This window comes from Methylobacterium sp. D53M, from assembly GCF_053345625.1.
Window position 1 is genome coordinate 53,669 of record NZ_JBKFAL010000008.1, and the last position, 15,564, is coordinate 69,232.

Sequence of the window (15,564 nt, forward strand, 5' to 3'; positions counted from 1 at the left end):
ATCAGATCATGTCCGACCACTTCGCGTCGACCGAAATCGCGGTCGAGCACGTCACCCTTTCCTCGGCCAAGTCTTTCGAGGCGGTCCGATCCGCCTTGGAGGCTTCGGTGCCCGTCATCGACCTCGATTACGCCACGCTCCTGAAGGCTGGACGAGTGGACGAGGCGCGCGACCTCCTCGAACGGCAGGCGCCGCTCTCGATCTTCGGCTCCCGAGACCATGGCGACGTGCTGCGCACCGCCGGGTTGAGCCGCAAGGCCGTCCAGTACGACATCGGCAACCCGCTGACGGCCGCGTCGATGACCCGGCACGCCGTTTCTGCCGCCTTGTACGCGCCGATCCGGGTGCTTCTGCGTGAGGATTCCGAGGGTGGCGTCGCCTTCGAGTACGACCGCCCGGTCAGCACCTTCGGCCAGTTCGAGAATCCGCAGGTCGACCGCGTCGCTGGCGAACTCGATGAACTGCTTCGGAGCACGCTCGCCGCGGCCGCCGCGTGAGGTGAGGCGCTCGAGAACGCCGCGGATCGGGGCCGAGTGTCTCCGTTCCGCGGGGCGCGCCGTGACGCGGCAGCTCTGTTCCACGCGCGGTTCCGACGCTTGTTCGGCTTCACGGCAGCTTCGGCCGCGACCAGACCTTCCCAAAGCCACCCCTCCGAGACGTTCGAGCGGTCGTTCGGTGGTGACAGAGGCTGGCTGATCGAAGGCAACCCGCTCGCGGCCGAGCAGAGCAGGAACGGACGCGCGTTTGGTAGGTCTCAGAACCGGAGGAATCGCCGGAAGCGGGCGATGTTCACGAGCGACACGAGGGACGAGGCCACGTAGGTGAGGGCTGCGGCGCGCAGTACGGTGCGGGCGCCACGGATGTCGTCAGCGTCGAGGAAGCGGCCCGTTTCCAGGATGGGCAGAGCCCGCCGGTAGCTCGCATCGAGCTCGACGGGCAGCGTCAAGAGGTGAAACACGAGGCGAACGCTGAGGAGCGCGATGCCGAACCCGACCTGCAGGGTGAGCAGGGCGGGGGATTTGATGACGGCGATCATGATGGGCGCGGTCATCATCACCAAGCCTGCGGCAAGCTCGAAGCCCTGCACGACCGGCGCGAAGGTCACCCGCGCCGCGAGCAGCCGGTCCCCCGCCGCGTGCTGGAGCGCGTGGGAGACCTCATGTGCCGCCACCGCGACCGCCGTGATGGAGCGGCCCTCATGGTTCTCCGGCGACAGGCGCACGACGTTCGCGACCGGATCGTAGTGGTCGGCCTGCGCGATCTCGACGGGAACGTGCTCGAGCCGTGCCAGGTCGAGCAGATGGCGGGCAAGCTCGCCGCCGGTCCCGGGCAGGTCCGGCCTCTCGGTGGCGTGTTGCCGCATCACCCGGCGCACCCACCACTGGGGGCCGAACACGAGACCGAACAGCAGGGCGGCGCCGAGCGCCAGGAGGATCGGCATACCGGGTATGTAGGCGCGGGGCCGAATCCGTGGAAGCGCGGCGCTGGCTCGACCGCTGGAGCCACAGTCGTGGATCGACTGGTGGCTGAGGCGTTCGCGCTTCGGCCGTCCGGCGGGTCACCGCGGCGGTCGACGAGGTGCGCGCGGCGTCGAGCGGTGGCCAGTCCGCGCTCGATCAGGGGCGCACGGCCGGCGTCTCCAGCGGCAGCGGCGCGGCGCGCGTCGCGAGGTAGAGTTCGAGCGCAACATAGTCCGGCGCGCCGTACCCGAAGGGCTCGGCGCGCATGCCGGTGAGGCAGTTGCGCAGGCGCCGTTGCAGCGAGCCGAGACCTTGCCATTCGAGGCGGTAGAGCGGGTAGCCGGTCGGGTGTCCCTGCGGGATCATCGCTGCGCCGAGGCGGTGACCCCGATGGTCGTCGTGGCAGATGGCGCAGGACAGGCCGAGCTGGCCCTGGCGCGTCTCGAACAGCGCGCGACCCGCCGCCCGCGCGGGCTCGAGCCGGGGATCGTCCGGCGGAGCGATCGGCAGCCCGCGGGACTGCGCGGCGACGAAGGCCGTGAGCGCCAGCAGGTCGGGGCTCTCGTAGGCGAGGGCCTCGGAGCCCTGATGCTCGCGGCGGCACGCGTTGACGCGAGACTGGAGGTCGATGGGCCTGCCCGTCCGCGCGTCCCAAGCGGGATAGCGTGCCGCGACGCCCCGCATCGTGGACGAGGCCTCGCCGTGGCAGCCGGCGCAGGCGAGTCCCCCGGAGATGGGCGCCTTCGCCCAGAGGTCCTCCCCGTCCGCGACCGCGAGCATGCCGGGATTGGCCCCGTCGTCCCGCTGCATCGCCTGGATCTCGGGGCTCATCTGGTCGAAGCCCGAGCGTCGCTCGGCCGGCGGGACCGGCTCCGACCGCGCGAGAGGGCTGGAGAGGAGCAGCGCCACGAGCGCCGTCTGCAGCGGGGAGCCCGAGCGGCGCGGCACGGCGGAGACTCAGGCCACGGTGATCGCCGCGGATTCGGTCTGATCGAAGCCGCCATCGCCGCGCCACGTGAAGCTGAAGCGGCCGCTGCGCGTCGCGACCCAGGTGAAGGTCAGGTAGGGGTTGGCCGCCGAAGCGGGAAACAGCTCGGCCCGGAAGATCTCCTCGTCCTCGAAGCGGCAGACGAAGTCCGTCACGATGTTGCGCGGCAGGATCCGGCCGTCGGCACCGGGGCGGAAGCCCGTCTCCATCGGGTGCGAGATCAGGGTCCTGATCGTGATCGTGTCGCCGGGCTCGGCGGTCTTCGGCAGGTTGATCAGCGTGCGGGCCATCGGGGTCAGCCCTCCAGGCAGGCGGCGAGGGTCACGATGGCATCGGCGCTCGCCGACCAGTAGGTCCCGTCGCTCATCTCGGCGATGGCGGTGATGCGCTGCGTGTCGGCGAGCCGGATGCGTGTCGAGACCTGCGCGCGGCCGGCGCCCGGCCGCAGGTGGACCGTCACGACGTTCGGCTGCGGGTTCCTCTCGTTGAACACCCCGATCCGGCGCACGTGCTCCTCGGGCGTCATCGCGCTCTCGACGGCGACGGTGAGCGGCACCGTGTTGCCGTTCTCCACGAGCGGCGGCAGGTCGAGGGTCACCCGGCCCGGTCGGATCGGGTTGTCACCCGCGAAGCGTCGGATGGCGGATTCCGTCGTTTCCGTGCGCGGGAGCGTCGCCGCGGCGGCGGGGCGCAGCGCGACGGCGAGCGCGGTGCCGACAGCCCCGGCGAGCACGCCGCGCCGGTCCATCGAACGCGCGCTCCGTCTCCAGTGCCTGCTCATCGACCTTCCTCGGGACCCGCCTCGCGCAGCGTCGCCAGGAAGGCGACGACATCCTCGATCTCGGCCGCGCTCAGGATCGGCCGCCCCTGCCACGGCCGCCCCACGCGGGTGAGCCCGGTCAGGCTATAGTACGGTGGCATGATCGTCTCCGGGTTCAAGACCCGTCCGTCCACCAGCCGCAGGCGCAGCTGACCCGAGCCCAGCCGCCCGCCGATGCCCGCGAGATCCGGGGCGAGGTTGCCCTGGAACCGCTCCTCCGGGAAGGGCCCGGTATGGCAGAGAAGGCAGAGCCCGCGGGTCCGGTCCACGACGATGGCCCGGCCGCGCGCGGCATCGCCCGGTGCGCCGGTCAGGCTCTCGGGGATGGCGTCGCCGACGATCGCGGTGGGGACCAGGCCCTCCCCGGCCTGCGCCGGCGGGGCGGCGACTGCCAGCACGAGCATGGCGGCCACGCGGCCTTCCCTCATCCGAACACGTCCCGGGTGATCGTCCGGTACCAGCTCTCGCCGTAGGCCGCCTCCTGCGCGCGCACCGCGTCGGGCGCGTCGAGGGGGCTGACGCCGCCGGCTCCCGGAACGTCCGCCAGGAGGCCGTCGGTCGGGCGGAAGACGCCCGCGATCGAGATGCCGTTGCCCGGTGCGACGAGGCTCCAGCAGGTGTTGATGAGCCTCGGGTTCTCGGGCTCCCGTCCGGCCATCAGGTCGATCACCGCCTGCGCGCACACTTTGGCCTGCGCGTTCGCCGAGAAGGCGGATTTCGGCATCGCCCCTGCGATCGCCGCGTCGCCGATGACATGGATGCCCGGCACGAGGCGCGATTCGAAGGTCACCGGATCGATCGGGCACCAGCCGCTGCGTTCGGCGCAGCCGGCCTGCGCCGCGATGGGGCCGGCGCGCTGGGGCGGGATGATGCACGCCACATCGGCCTTGTACTCGGCGAAGTCCGTGCGAACGACCATCGCGGCGGCGTCGACCTCCGTGACCGCACCGCCCGAGGCGAGCGGCACGTATTCGAGCACGTCCGGGTACAGCTTCGCCCAGGCCGCCTCGAACAGTTTCTGCTTCGAGAACGTGTCCTTGGCGTCGAGCAGGACGAGCTTCGCCTTCGGCTTCCGGGTCTTCAGGAAATGCGCGATCAGGCTCGCGCGCTCGTAGGGGCCGGGCGGGCAGCGATACGGGTTGGCGGGTGCCGAGAGGACCACCGTGCCGCCCTCCGGCATGGCCTCGAGCTGGCGGGCGAGGAGCACCGTCTGCGCCCCGGCCTTCCAGGCATGGGGCATCGCCTCGGCGGCCTTCGCGTCGTAGCCCGGCACGGCGTCGAAGCGCAGCGCGATGCCCGGCGAGAGGACCAGGCGGTCGTAGGGCAGGACTGTGCCGTCGCCGAGCGTCACCCGGCGCGCCACAGGGTCGACCGCATCCGCCGTTCCGCGCACGAAGCGGAGCCGAGCCCGGCCGAGGGCCTCGTAGCCGAAGGTCTGGGCCTCGATCCCGCGCAGGCCAACGACGACCGCGTTGCTGCCCGTGCAGGCGACATAGCGCTCGGCCGCCTCGACCAGGGTCACGTCGACGCCGCCCGCGGCGAGGCAGCGCGCCGCCGTGGCACCCCCGAACCCGGCGCCCACGACCACGACGCGCGGCGCTGTGCCACCGAGGGCCGGGCGCGCCAGCGCGGCGGCCGCGGCTCCGCCGATCAGGGCGCGGCGGGTCGGAGAAGGAGCGCGCATCACCGCGATCCCTGCGCCGCGAACCAGGCGGCGATGGCCTGGCTCTCCTGCGCGCCGAAGCCCTTGGCGATGCGGTTCATGAGCGTCGCCGGGCGCGCGCCGGTCCGGAATGCCTCGAGGGCGCCGACGATCTCGGCTTCCGGCCGCCCCGCGAGCACGCCCATCGCGGAGCCCTCGGCGTGGCATCCGGTGCAGGACGAGGCGCCGGGCGGCGGCCGCATCTCGGCGGCGCCCGCGCCCGTTCCGCCGGCGAGGGCGGCGAGCAGCGCGAGCGCCGGCGTCATCGCCCTCATGCCCGGCGGAGATCCGTGTCCTTCAGCGGAAGCTGGCGGACGCGCTTGCCGGTCGCAGCGAAGATCGCGTTGAGCACGGCCGGCGCGGCGACCGCGATCGTCGGCTCGCCGACGCCGCCCCAGAAACCGCCGGACGGCATCAGGATGGCCTCGACCGCCGGCATCGCGTCCATCCGCATCACGGGATAGCTGTCGAAGTTCGTCTGCTCGATGCGCCCGTCCTTCACCGTGCAGGCGCCGTACAGCGCGGCCGAGAGACCGTAGACGAAGGAGCCCGCCACCTGCGCGTCGATCTGCTGCGGGTTGACCGCGTGGCCGGGGTCGGTCGCCGCCACGATACGGTGGATCTTCAGCTCGCCCTGGTCGGAGACCGAGACCTCAGCCGCGCCCGCGACGTAGCTCCCGAACCCCATCGTCTGGCAGATGCCGCGGTAGACCCCCTCGGGCGGCTTGCTGGCCCATCCGATCCGCTCGGCCACCGCCTGCAGCACGGCCCGGTGCTTCGGGTGGTTGTCCATCAGCTTCAGCCGGAAGGCGAGCGGATCCTGACCGGCGGCGTGGGCCAGCTCGTCCATAAAGCATTCGAGATAGATGGCGTTCGGGTTCAGGTTCACGCCCCGCCAGAAGCCCGGCAGGATGTGCGGGTTGCGCATCGCGTGATCGACCAGGATGTTAGGGATCGTGTAGCCGATCGCGGCCTCCGGACCTCCGGGGTTGAGACCCTGGAAGGTGACCGGGTCGCGGCCCTCGACCATGCGCTGGGGGGCGACCGAGGCCAGGATCGACTGGCCGGAGATGCGCATGTGCAGGCCGGTCAGGTTGCCGTCCCCGTCGAGGGCGGCGCGCATCCGGCACTGCGTGACCGGGTGGTACCGGCCATGCGTCATGTCCTCCTCGCGGGTCCAGATCAGCTTGACCGGCGTGCCCGGCATCTCCCGCGCGATGAGCACCGCCTGACGCACCCAGTCGTGCGTGGCGCCGCGCCGGCCGAAGCCGCCGCCGAGATGGATCTTGTAGACCTCGCACGACGTGGCCGGCAGCCCGGCGGCGTCGGCGGTCGCGGCCAGAGCCGCCTCGCCGTTCTGCGTCGGCGTCCAGACCTCGCAGCGCTCCGGCGTCCAGAGCGCGGTGGCATTCATCGGCTCCATCGTGGCGTGATTCTGGAACGGTACGCCGTAGACGGCCTCCACCACCTTGGCGGCGCCCTTGAGGGCGCCGGCCACGTCGCCGGCCTTGTTGCCGACGAAGGCCTGCTCGGCGTCGAGTCCCTCGCGCAGGGTCGCCGCGATGGTCTCGCTGGAAACCGTCGCGTTCGGGCCATCGTCCCAGACGACCGGGAGGGCGTCGAGGGCGGTCTTGGCGCGCCAGAACGTGTCGGCCACCACCGCGACCGCGCTGTCGCCGACCTGGAGCACTCTTCGGACACCGGGCATGCCCGACACAGCGGCGGCGTCGAAGCTCCTCACGGTGCCGCCGGTCACCGGACAATCGCGGATCGCGGCGTTGAGCAGGCCGGGCAGCTTGAGATCGATCCCGTAGACCTGGCTGCCGTCGAGCTTGGGCAGGGTGTCGAGCCGCTTCAGCGGCTTGCCGGCGATGGTCCAGTCCTTCGGATCCTTGAGCACCACGTCCTTCGGCGGCTCGATCCTGGCCGCCTCCGAGGCGACGGCGCCGTAAGTGATGCTGCGGCCGGAGGGGCCGTGGGTGATCACGCCCCGCTCGACGCGGCACTCGGCGGCGGGTACGCCCCAGCCCTTCGCGGCGGCGGCAACGAGCATCGTGCGGGCGGCGGCGCCACCTCTTCGCACGTACTCGTGAGAATCGCGCACGCCGCGGCTGCCGCCGGTCGAGTAATCACCCCAGACGCGCTTGCGGGCGAGGTTCTGGCCCGGGCTCGGATACTCGGTGGTGACCCTGGCCCAGTCGCAGTCGAGCTCCTCGGCGACGAGTTGCGCGAGGCCGGTGAGCGTGCCCTGGCCCATCTCCGAACGGGCGATTCGAATGACAACGGTCTCGTCCGGCTTCACCACGACCCAGGCATTGACCTCCGGCGCGGTGGGCGCCGCGTCGAGGGTTGCAGCCCGTGCGGGGAACGGGATGTGGAAGCCGAGGGTGAAGAGACCGGCGCCGGCGAGCAGCGTGCGGCGGCTGGGGCGGGCAGCCTTCGGGGAGGCCTTGGATTCGAGGCTCATCTGCTCGTCCCCCGTCAGCCGGACTGGCCGCGCTCGGCGGCGATCTTGATGCCGGCGAGCACACGGTTGTAGGTGCCGCAGCGGCAGATGTTGGTGATCTCCTGGCGGATCTGCTCCTCGCTCGGACGCGCGTTCTGCGCCAGCAGCGCCGCCGAGGCCATGATCATCCCGGGCTGGCAGAAGCCGCATTGCGGCACGTCGAGCTCGGCCCAGGCTTGCTGGACCGGATGGCGGGCATCCGGGGCTAGCCCCTCGATCGTGACGATCTTCTGCCCCGCCTCGATCGCCGAGAGCGGCACGGAGCAGGAGCGGACGGCCGCCCCGTCGATATGCACGGTGCAGGCACCGCATTGGGCGATGCCGCAGCCGTACTTGGTACCGGTCAAACCGATCTGCTCGCGGATGACCCAGAGGAGCGGGGTGTCAGGCTCGGCATCGACCTCACGCACGACGCCGTTGACGTTCAGTCGTGCCATCTGACCCCTCTCCCGAACGAGATTATGTATCCAGTATCCTCAAAGCGGGGGAGGCCTCAAGGGAGGGCGTGAGCGACCGTCGGCAGCAGCCATCCGGCGCTCGGACAGGTCGACGTCTGCGACCTGAGGGCGCCAAGGCTCTTGAAGCCCAAGGCGTGACCTCTCCCGCCATCGAACCGACTTCCCGCAGATCCCGGCCGCTGTCAGCTGGATCGGAACCGAGCACCGAGCCGTGGCCGCTGGCCTGACGCTGCTCTCCGAGCGGATCGACGCGCATCCTCCCAGCCACACGCCTCTGCTCGACACCTTCAACGATGCTTCGCGTACATCTGAAGACCATCGTCCACCGCGAGACGATGTCTGCTTCTGGGATACCGGCGCTGATCGCCGAATGGCCGTGACGAGCGCGAAGCCGCGCGGCTGGTTTGCACGGGTTGGCCGTCCGGCATGGCGAAGTACGGCCGTGAGCGGAACGGCCGCTTCTGAACTCATTCGCCGGGAAATCGGACGGGCTCCTGGCGATCCAAGCCAGTCACCCTGATCGCCGAAAGCTCTTTCCTGATACGTCGATGTGGATGCCACCTGCCGGCATCGATCAGCCGGAGTGAAGATTTTGCAAGACCATTGCCGGAGGCATCCACCCCGACGCTTCCGCATGAGCAGACCGGACGAATGGCTGAGGCCTCCACGACATGCTAGCGGTGCTGCAACCGACAGCGTAGCAAGGCCATCTCTCCGGGATCGAACAGGAGTGCGATAGCGACAGCTGCATGGATACGCGGGAAGGCAGAGCCGTTCGCTACATCTTCGACGATTTCGTATTGAGCCCGTCCGAGCAGCGGCTTTGGCGAGCCGAAAAAGTCGTAAGGCTCGGGGGACGACCTTTGGAAATTCTGACCGCGCTCGTCGAACGCGCAGGTCAGGTCGTAAGCAAGGCGGATCTCCACAAGCGCGCATGGCCGCGAACGACGGTTGATGAGTCCAATTTGAAGGTCAACATCGCGGCGATCCGGCGCGCACTCGAAGGAGCGGAACCGGAGAAGCGCTTCATCGCGACGGTGAGCGGACAAGGGTACCGCTTCGTCGCGCCCGTCGACGTCATGTCTTGGCCGATTTCGGCAGCAGCGCGGCGCCATAACCTTCCGAGACCGACGGACCTGCTCGGCCGATCCGAGGATCTAGCGGCGACCACCACGAAGGTGCTGCAGCGACCGCTGGTCACGATCACGGGTCCCGGCGGCGTCGGCAAAACCAGCTTGGCCGTGGCAGTGGGACACGCCCTCGTCGAGCAGTTCCCGGACGGGGTCTGGATGGTCGACCTGTGCATCATCGACAGCGACCGCTATCTCGCGAGCGCGTTCGCTCAGGAGATGCGCATCGCAATCCATGCGGACGATCCTCAGGCTGCACTCGCGAATGCCCTGGCGGATCGGCAGTGCCTGCTCGTTTTGGATTGTTGTGAGAACGCCCTCGATCAGGCGGCCCGGCTGGCCACCATGCTCGCGGCCGCCGCGCCCGGAACTCGCGTATTGGCCACGAGCCGGGAGCCGCTCCGGATGGCGCACGAGACCGTGCATCGCCTCCAACCCCTGCCGGCTCCGACGGCGTTCGGGACGCTCGACGCGAAGGATGTTCTGACCTTCCCGGCCGTGGCGCTGTTCGTCGCGCGCGCCTCGGCCGCCGCTCCAGGCTTCGGCCTCCAGGACGACGACGCGTGGACCGTCGTCGAGATCTGTCGCCGCCTCGACGGGTTGCCGCTGGCGCTGGAACTTGCCGCGACGCGGGTCGGGGCGTTTGGACTTCGCGGCCTTCTTCGCCTGCTGAACGAATGCCTGGACCTTCTGGACGACGGCCGACGGGCAGGTCATCCCCGGCAGCGTGGCCTGACCGCGACGTTGGACTGGAGCTACGGGCTGCTGTCGCAGGGAGAGCAGACCCTGTTTCGACGGCTGTCCGTCTTTCACGGCGTCTTCCCGCTCGACGCCGCGCTCGCGGTCGGCCGTTCTGCTGGGGAGGCCGAGCGTGCGTGCATCGGCCAATTGGCCGATCTCGTCGCCAAGTCGCTGATTGTCGCTATTCCTGGGTGGTCGGCCCGGTACCAGCTTCTCGACACGACGCGGGCCTACGGGTTGCAGCGCCTCGCCGAGAGTGGCGAGGATGATGCGGTCCGTCGGCGGCACGCGGAGTTTTGTGCCGCGCAATGTCGCGACGTCTCGGCGCGCAGGAGCGCGAAGGCGGCATCCGACCCGCGCGAGGAGTTGGTCGCGCTCGTCCAAAACGTCCGCGCCGCACTCGACTGGTGCCTAACCGACCGGCGCGATCCCGTCCTCGGTCGAACGCTGGCAGCCGAGGCGCTCGTGGTGTGGGACACGCTCGCGCTGCTCCAGGAACGGATCGAGGCGAGCGAGTGGGCGCTCGCGTCGGCCGCCCCCGCCGACGGTCCGGAAGACCGGTACGAGATCACGCTGCGGGCGTCGCTCGCTGCGGCCCTGCTGCAGGTCGAGGGTCCGACGGCGCGGATTGCGGAGTTGTGGAGCGGGGCGCTCGCCCGCGCCGAACGGCTGTCCGACCGCGATGGCCAGTTGCGGGCGCTCTGGGGCTTGTGCGACTTCCAGACCTGGGTTGGGGACCACGGCGCCTCGTTCGCCCTGACGGAGCGCATCAGGACGCTGGCGGCCGCCAGCGGCGATCGCGCGGCCGGCGCGGCCGTCGACAGGCCCGCCGCCACCGCGCTCCGCTATCTCGGCCGTCTCGACGAGGCTCGCGAGGCAGCGGAGCGCCTGCTGGCCCGTGCGGCCCGCCGTGACAGTCCCGGCCGGCGGCTGGAGGATCACGGCTTGATCGCGGCACGCGGCACCCTCGCGAACGTCCTGTGGCTCCAGGGACGGCCGGATCACGCCGTCGCGGCGGCGCGGCGCGCGCTCGTCGAGGCCGAAGCCAACGGCCAGGCCTTCGCCCTTACGAATGCCTTGGCGCACACGGTGATCCCGATTGCGCTCCATGGCGGCGATCTCGACGAAGCCGAGCGCGGCCTCGCCCGCCTCGGGGACCACGTCGCGCGTCACGCCATGCGCATCTGGCAGGTCATCGCCGATTGCCTCGAAGCGATCGTGAGCCTCCGCCGGGGCGATGCGGGCGGGCTGCACCGCCTCGAGGATGCCCTCGTCGAGATGGGGGAGATCGGCTTCCGGATGCGGCGTCCGGCCTATCTCGGCTCGCTGGCGTCCGGCCTCGCGGCGCATGGCCGCCTTCCCGACGCGCTCGCTCGCATCGACGACGCGCTCGCCGCCTCCGAGCACGGCGGCGAACTCTGGTGCCAGCCGGAACTGCTGCGCATCAAGGGCGAGATCCTCCTCGCCTCCACCGGCATCGCCGGCGAGCCGGACGCGGCGCGGCACTTCCTGCAAGCGATCGATCTGGCCGGCAGCCAGGGAGCGGCGATGTGGCGCCTACGGGCCGCGAGGAGCCTCGCTGCGCTGGATGACCGGTATGGTGGCCCGGCAGCCCTCGCCGCCATCCTCGGCGACTTCAACGAAGGGCTCGACACGCCCGATCTCAGGGCTGCGCGAGCGCGCCGTGCTGGTCGGGGGGGACTTGGCAGCGTTGTGGGCCGGCCGGTCTCCCTGGCCTGACGCCGCCGCCCATGAGCCGATGTGCCGCGAAAGTGCGGATCGGTGCACAACAGGCTCCCTCCCGTTATGCGTTCCCTGAAACGTCCAAGGTCGGATAATCGGTATAACCCTCGGCTCCCCCGCCATAGAACGTCGCCTGATCGGCCTCCGCGAGAGGGGCGTTGCGGCGCAGCCGCTCGACCAAATCGGGATTCCCGATGAAGGAGCGACCGAACGCGATCATGTCGGCGTAGCCGGAGGCGATTGCCTCGATGGCGAGCTGCCGGTCGTAGCCGTTATTGGCGATGTAGGCCCCACCGAAAGCGGCGTGCAGCGCCTTGTAGTCGAACGCGGACGACCCGTTCGGCCCGCGCGTCTGCCCCTCGACGCAGTGGAGATAGGCCAGTCCCAGCTCCCCAAGCCTCCGAGCGAGATAGCCGTAGGTTGCCTGCGGGTCGCTGTCGAGCGGGGTATCACCGACAGCCCGCGTCATCGGCGAGAGCCTCAGGCCGACGCGGTCGGCACCCCACACCTCCGCGACCGCCTCTACGACCTCAACGGCAAGCCGCGTGCGGTTCTCGACCGAGCCGCCGTAGCGATCTGCCCTCCGGTTCGTGCTGTCGCGGATGAATTGATCGAGCAGGTAGCAGTTCGCGGAATGCACCTCGATCCCGTCGAAGCCCGCCTGCATGGCGAGGAACGCGGCGCGCCGATAGTCGCCGATCAGATCGGGAATCTCGTCAGTTCGGAGCGCGCGCGGCATGGATGGAGGTGCCTGCGTGCGGCTCTCGAGGAAGACGAGCTCACCGGCCTGGATGGCCGAGGCCGACACGGGCGCCTCGCCATTCTCCTGGAGGCTGACATGCGACATGCGCCCGACATGCCAGAGCTGGCAGACGATCCGGCCGCCTGCCTCGTGCACGGCCGAGGTCACACGCGACCATGCCTCGGCCTGCACCTCCGTGTGGATGCCCGGCGTGAAGGCATAGCCCCGGCCCTGCCGTGAGATGTTGGTCGCCTCGGTTATGATGAGGCCGGCCGATGCGCGCTGCCGATAGTACGCGACGGCGAGATCCGAATGGACGCCGTCCATGCCGGCACGCGAGCGCGTGAGCGGTGCCATGGCGACGCGGTTGGCGACGTCGATGGCACCGATCTTCGTTGGAGAAAACAGATCACGATCTGCGGTCGTCGGCATGTGCGGGATCTCTCCTTGCCTCACAGGTTGCAGACGCGCGCGTTGCCCGGCATTGGGAATCCGACCGCTGCGTTTGCAAGTCTCGCCTCTCACTCCGCCCGGGCGGCCGTCGCGCTCCGGTTGGCGTACATGAGCTCCGTCGAGTGCGAGTAGATCTCGATCAGGTTGCCCCAGGGATCCTCGCAGTAGACCGCCTTGAACGGCTCTCCCTCGAACAGTGTCCAGACCTTCGAGCGCTGCTTGCCGCCCATCTCAGCGATCCGCCGCGCGAGGCCCTCGACGTCGGGGTCGACCAAGCAGAAGTGGAAGACGCCGGTCTTCCAGTAGCGGAAGTTGTCGTCGACGGCTTCCGACTTCGGTGTGACGAACTCGAAGAGTTCGATCCCCACCCCGTTCGCGGTGGCGAGGTGGGACACGTATCCCTCCTCGAACCGATCACCGAAGATCCCCTTGAACACCTCGCCGATATGCGAGCCGTCGTGCCTGACGTGCAGGGGCCCGATGATGTGCCGGCAGCTGAAGGCCTTGGTGTACCACTCGGTCGCTGCCCGGATGTCGGTGACGGTCAGGCCGACATGCGTCACGGGAACGGGATGATAGGCCATCTCTCTCTCCGCAGGTGAAGAATCAGGCCGCGCGCGGCAGCCGGTCGAGCAGCTTGTCAAGGGTGATGGGATAGTCGCGGACGCGGATGCCGGTGGCGTTGTAGACGGCGTTCGCCACCGCCGCGGCCGCCCCGCACAAGCCGATCTCGCCGATGCCCTTGGCCTTCATCGGGGACGAGACCGGGTCCGGATGGTCGAGGAAGACGACGTCGAGGTGCGGGATGTCGGCATGGACCGGCACCTCGTAGCCGCCGAGGTCGTGGTTGATGAAGAAGCCGTGGCGCGTGTCGACGACGAGCGCCTCCATGAGCGCCGACCCTACCCCCATCGTCATGGCGCCGATCACCTGGCTTCGCGCCGTGAGCGGATTGAGCACCCGGCCGGCATCGATGACCGCGAGCATGCGGCGGACGCGCATCTCCCCGGTGAACCGGTTCACGGCGACTTCGGCGAACTGCGCCCCGAAGGTGGCCTGGACGAACTCCTTGTCGAGGTCGCCGTAGGTGATCCGGTCCTCGGCGGTCAGTGGTCCGGTCTCAACGGCGTCGCGGAGAGGTACGCTCCGACTGCCCGCCGTGACCCTCCCGTCCGCGAACGCCACGTCCTCGGCGTTGAAGCCGAGCCGCGCGGCGACGCTCGCCCGCAGCGCCACGCAAGCGGCGTAGAGCCCGGACGTGGCGTTGTTCGCGCCGAACTGCCCGCCGGACCCGGCGGCTTCTGGGTAGTCCGAGTCGCCGAGCCGCACCGTCACGGCCTCGATCGGCACACCCATCATCTCGGCAGCCGTCTGGGCGAGGATGGTGTAGCTGCCGGTCCCGATATCGGTCATGTCGGTCTCGACCGACAGCCGGCCATCCTGCTCGAGCCGGACGCGGGCCCCGGACGGCATCAGAAGGTTCTGGCGAAAGCCCGCCGCCATGCCCATGCCGACGAGCCAGCACCCATCGCCCACAGCGCCGGGCACCGGGTTGCGGCGCGCCCAGCCGAAGCGGTCCGCGCCGAGTTGGAGGCACTCGATCAGGTGCCGCTCCGAGAACCGCCGGTGCGGCTTGCGCGGATCGACCTGCGTGTCGTTCCGAATCCGGAAGGCGACGGGATCGATGCCTAGCTTCTCGGCCATCTCGTCCATCGCGATCTCGAGCGTCATCAGGCCGGGGGCCTCACCCGGAGCCCGCATGTCGTTGCCCTCGGCGAGATCGAGGGTCACGAGCCTCATGGACAGCTCGCGGTTCGGGGCCGCGTAGATGAGCCGCGTCGGTGCGATCGCCGCCTCCGCGTAGGCGCCGGACAGATTTCCGTTGAGGCTGTGGTGGCCGATCGCTGTGAGCCGCCCGTCATGAGTCGCACCGAGACGGATGCGCTGGATCGTGCCGGCGCGGCGCGTGCCGTTATTCGCGATCAGCGGACGCTGCAGCGCGACCTTGCACGGGCGTCCCACGGCCCTGGCGCCGAGGGCCGAGAGGAGCGCGTCGCTGCGCATGATGAGCTTCGATCCGAACCCGCCGCCGATGAACGGCGCGTCCAGCCGCAGATCCTCCTTCGCGATGCCAAGCGCCTGCGCGAGGCTGTTGCGGTGCCAGGAGACGACCTGCGCCGAGGTCCAGATCGTCAGCTTGCCGTCGCGCCACGCGGCCGTGGTGGCGTGCGGCTCCATCATCGCATGAGTCTGGTCGGGGGTGGTGTAGATCTCGTCCAGGGTCACGGGAGCGTCGGCTAACGCCGCCTCGAACGCCCCGATCCGATCGACCGCGGGGTAGTCCGGATTGTCGCGATCCGCGATCGGCTCGGCCTTGCCAGCCTCCGCCGCCAAATCGCAGCGCGCCGGCTCGGCTTCGTAGTCCACGCGGACGAGGAGGGCGGCCGCGCGAGCCTCCTCGAAGGTCTCTGCCACGACGAGCGCGACGGCTTGATGATAGTGGCGCACCTCGGCGCCGCCGAACAGGCGGAGGGTCGTCCGGAACCCTGGCGGGGCGGCGTCGTACTCGAGCGTCGTCAGGATCGCGAGGACGCCCGAAGCCCTTCGTGCGACCGCGGCGTCGATCCGCGTCACCCGACCGCGGGCGATCGTGGCGCCGACGATCCAGCCATAGGCAGGATCGGTCGCCGCATCGTGCCGCTCGTAGGCGTAAGGCGCTGTCCCGGTGACCTTCAGGGCGCCGTCGACGCGCCGATGGGGCTGCCCGACGATGGTCTGACCGTCGATGGGGTTCTGCCCGGCAGGCGTGTCGAACCGCATG

Annotated in this window: 14 protein-coding genes; 2 read left to right on the forward strand and 12 right to left on the reverse strand. The window is 70.1% G+C overall.

Annotation, left to right across the window (positions count from 1 at the left end):
• The first annotated feature begins 8 nt into the window (after positions 1 to 8).
• Complete coding sequence (locus ACLBYG_RS14030) at positions 9 to 497, forward strand: DUF302 domain-containing protein (RefSeq protein ID WP_331298155.1); 489 nt, start codon at positions 9 to 11, stop codon at positions 495 to 497.
• 257 nt (positions 498 to 754) lie between these two features.
• Here ACLBYG_RS14030 and ACLBYG_RS14035 read toward each other — a convergent pair whose 3' ends face one another.
• From ACLBYG_RS14035 to ACLBYG_RS14075, 9 genes are all read right to left on the reverse strand, one after another.
• Positions 755 to 1,441 (reverse strand): zinc metallopeptidase, encoded by a 687-nt coding sequence (locus tag ACLBYG_RS14035; RefSeq protein ID WP_447681839.1) that lies wholly within the window; start codon positions 1,439 to 1,441, stop codon positions 755 to 757.
• 175 nt (positions 1,442 to 1,616) lie between these two features.
• Positions 1,617 to 2,408 (reverse strand): sulfur oxidation c-type cytochrome SoxA, encoded by a 792-nt coding sequence (soxA, locus tag ACLBYG_RS14040; RefSeq protein ID WP_091681520.1) that lies wholly within the window; start codon positions 2,406 to 2,408, stop codon positions 1,617 to 1,619.
• A gap of 9 nt (positions 2,409 to 2,417) precedes the next feature.
• Positions 2,418 to 2,738, reverse strand: coding sequence for a thiosulfate oxidation carrier complex protein SoxZ (locus ACLBYG_RS14045; RefSeq protein ID WP_020095601.1), 321 nt, complete (start codon positions 2,736 to 2,738; stop codon positions 2,418 to 2,420).
• Between the two features lie 5 nt (positions 2,739 to 2,743).
• The gene (locus tag ACLBYG_RS14050) at positions 2,744 to 3,196 is read right to left on the reverse strand and encodes a SoxY-related AACIE arm protein (protein ID WP_020095602.1); all 453 of its coding nucleotides are present in this window, start codon (positions 3,194 to 3,196) and stop codon (positions 2,744 to 2,746) included.
• A gap of 29 nt (positions 3,197 to 3,225) precedes the next feature.
• Entirely contained in the window at positions 3,226 to 3,696 is a 471-nt protein-coding gene (gene soxX / locus ACLBYG_RS14055; protein ID WP_447681840.1) for a sulfur oxidation c-type cytochrome SoxX, read from the reverse strand.
• Positions 3,693 to 4,952: an FCSD flavin-binding domain-containing protein gene (locus ACLBYG_RS14060; protein WP_447681841.1), complete on the reverse strand. Its 1,260-nt coding sequence runs from the start codon at positions 4,950 to 4,952 to the stop codon at positions 3,693 to 3,695. The genes soxX and ACLBYG_RS14060 overlap by 4 nt, the downstream gene beginning before the upstream one ends.
• On the reverse strand, positions 4,952 to 5,236 hold the full coding sequence (locus ACLBYG_RS14065; RefSeq protein WP_020095605.1) for a c-type cytochrome: 285 nt from the start codon (positions 5,234 to 5,236) through the stop codon (positions 4,952 to 4,954). Before ACLBYG_RS14065 ends, ACLBYG_RS14060 begins: the two co-directional genes overlap by 1 nt.
• Positions 5,237 to 5,241: 5 nt before the next feature.
• Positions 5,242 to 7,437 carry a molybdopterin cofactor-binding domain-containing protein gene (locus ACLBYG_RS14070; RefSeq protein ID WP_447681842.1) on the reverse strand — a complete coding sequence of 732 codons (2,196 nt, stop codon included), beginning with the start codon at positions 7,435 to 7,437 and terminating at the stop codon, positions 5,242 to 5,244.
• A 14-nt stretch (positions 7,438 to 7,451) separates the two neighbouring features.
• Positions 7,452 to 7,913, reverse strand: a complete 462-nt coding sequence (locus tag ACLBYG_RS14075) for a (2Fe-2S)-binding protein (protein ID WP_042675721.1) — start codon at positions 7,911 to 7,913, stop codon at positions 7,452 to 7,454.
• Between the two features lie 770 nt (positions 7,914 to 8,683).
• Here ACLBYG_RS14075 and ACLBYG_RS14080 point away from each other — a divergent pair.
• A complete protein-coding gene (locus ACLBYG_RS14080; RefSeq protein ID WP_447681843.1) occupies positions 8,684 to 11,545 on the forward strand; it encodes an ATP-binding protein in 2,862 nt (953 codons plus the stop codon).
• Positions 11,546 to 11,609: 64 nt separating this feature from the next.
• On the opposite strand, the gene ACLBYG_RS14085 is transcribed toward ACLBYG_RS14080, so the two are convergent.
• The 3 genes from ACLBYG_RS14085 to paoC all read right to left on the reverse strand — a co-directional run bounded on the left by ACLBYG_RS14085 (position 11,610) and on the right by paoC (position 15,563).
• On the reverse strand, positions 11,610 to 12,722 hold the full coding sequence (locus ACLBYG_RS14085; RefSeq protein ID WP_447681844.1) for an alkene reductase: 1,113 nt from the start codon (positions 12,720 to 12,722) through the stop codon (positions 11,610 to 11,612).
• 89 nt (positions 12,723 to 12,811) lie between these two features.
• Positions 12,812 to 13,327 carry a VOC family protein gene (locus tag ACLBYG_RS14090; protein ID WP_020096133.1) on the reverse strand — a complete coding sequence of 172 codons (516 nt, stop codon included), beginning with the start codon at positions 13,325 to 13,327 and terminating at the stop codon, positions 12,812 to 12,814.
• A gap of 22 nt (positions 13,328 to 13,349) precedes the next feature.
• Positions 13,350 to 15,563: an aldehyde oxidoreductase molybdenum-binding subunit PaoC gene (gene paoC / locus ACLBYG_RS14095; RefSeq protein WP_447681845.1), complete on the reverse strand. Its 2,214-nt coding sequence runs from the start codon at positions 15,561 to 15,563 to the stop codon at positions 13,350 to 13,352.
• Position 15,564: the final 1 nt, after the last annotated feature.

Coding starts and splice junctions, on each gene's coding strand:
- ACLBYG_RS14030 (WP_331298155.1), top strand. CDS start 9: ATGTCCGACCACTTCGCGTCGACCGAAATCGCGGTCGAGCACGTCACC.
- ACLBYG_RS14035 (WP_447681839.1), bottom strand. CDS start 1,441: ATGCCGATCCTCCTGGCGCTCGGCGCCGCCCTGCTGTTCGGTCTCGTG.
- ACLBYG_RS14045 (WP_020095601.1), bottom strand. CDS start 2,738: ATGGCCCGCACGCTGATCAACCTGCCGAAGACCGCCGAGCCCGGCGAC.
- ACLBYG_RS14050 (WP_020095602.1), bottom strand. CDS start 3,196: ATGGACCGGCGCGGCGTGCTCGCCGGGGCTGTCGGCACCGCGCTCGCC.
- soxX (WP_447681840.1), bottom strand. CDS start 3,696: ATGAGGGAAGGCCGCGTGGCCGCCATGCTCGTGCTGGCAGTCGCCGCC.
- ACLBYG_RS14060 (WP_447681841.1), bottom strand. CDS start 4,952: ATGCGCGCTCCTTCTCCGACCCGCCGCGCCCTGATCGGCGGAGCCGCG.
- ACLBYG_RS14065 (WP_020095605.1), bottom strand. CDS start 5,236: ATGACGCCGGCGCTCGCGCTGCTCGCCGCCCTCGCCGGCGGAACGGGC.
- ACLBYG_RS14070 (WP_447681842.1), bottom strand. CDS start 7,437: ATGAGCCTCGAATCCAAGGCCTCCCCGAAGGCTGCCCGCCCCAGCCGC.
- ACLBYG_RS14075 (WP_042675721.1), bottom strand. CDS start 7,913: ATGGCACGACTGAACGTCAACGGCGTCGTGCGTGAGGTCGATGCCGAG.
- ACLBYG_RS14080 (WP_447681843.1), top strand. CDS start 8,684: ATGGATACGCGGGAAGGCAGAGCCGTTCGCTACATCTTCGACGATTTC.
- ACLBYG_RS14085 (WP_447681844.1), bottom strand. CDS start 12,722: ATGCCGACGACCGCAGATCGTGATCTGTTTTCTCCAACGAAGATCGGT.
- ACLBYG_RS14090 (WP_020096133.1), bottom strand. CDS start 13,327: ATGGCCTATCATCCCGTTCCCGTGACGCATGTCGGCCTGACCGTCACC.
- paoC (WP_447681845.1), bottom strand. CDS start 15,563: ATGCGGTTCGACACGCCTGCCGGGCAGAACCCCATCGACGGTCAGACC.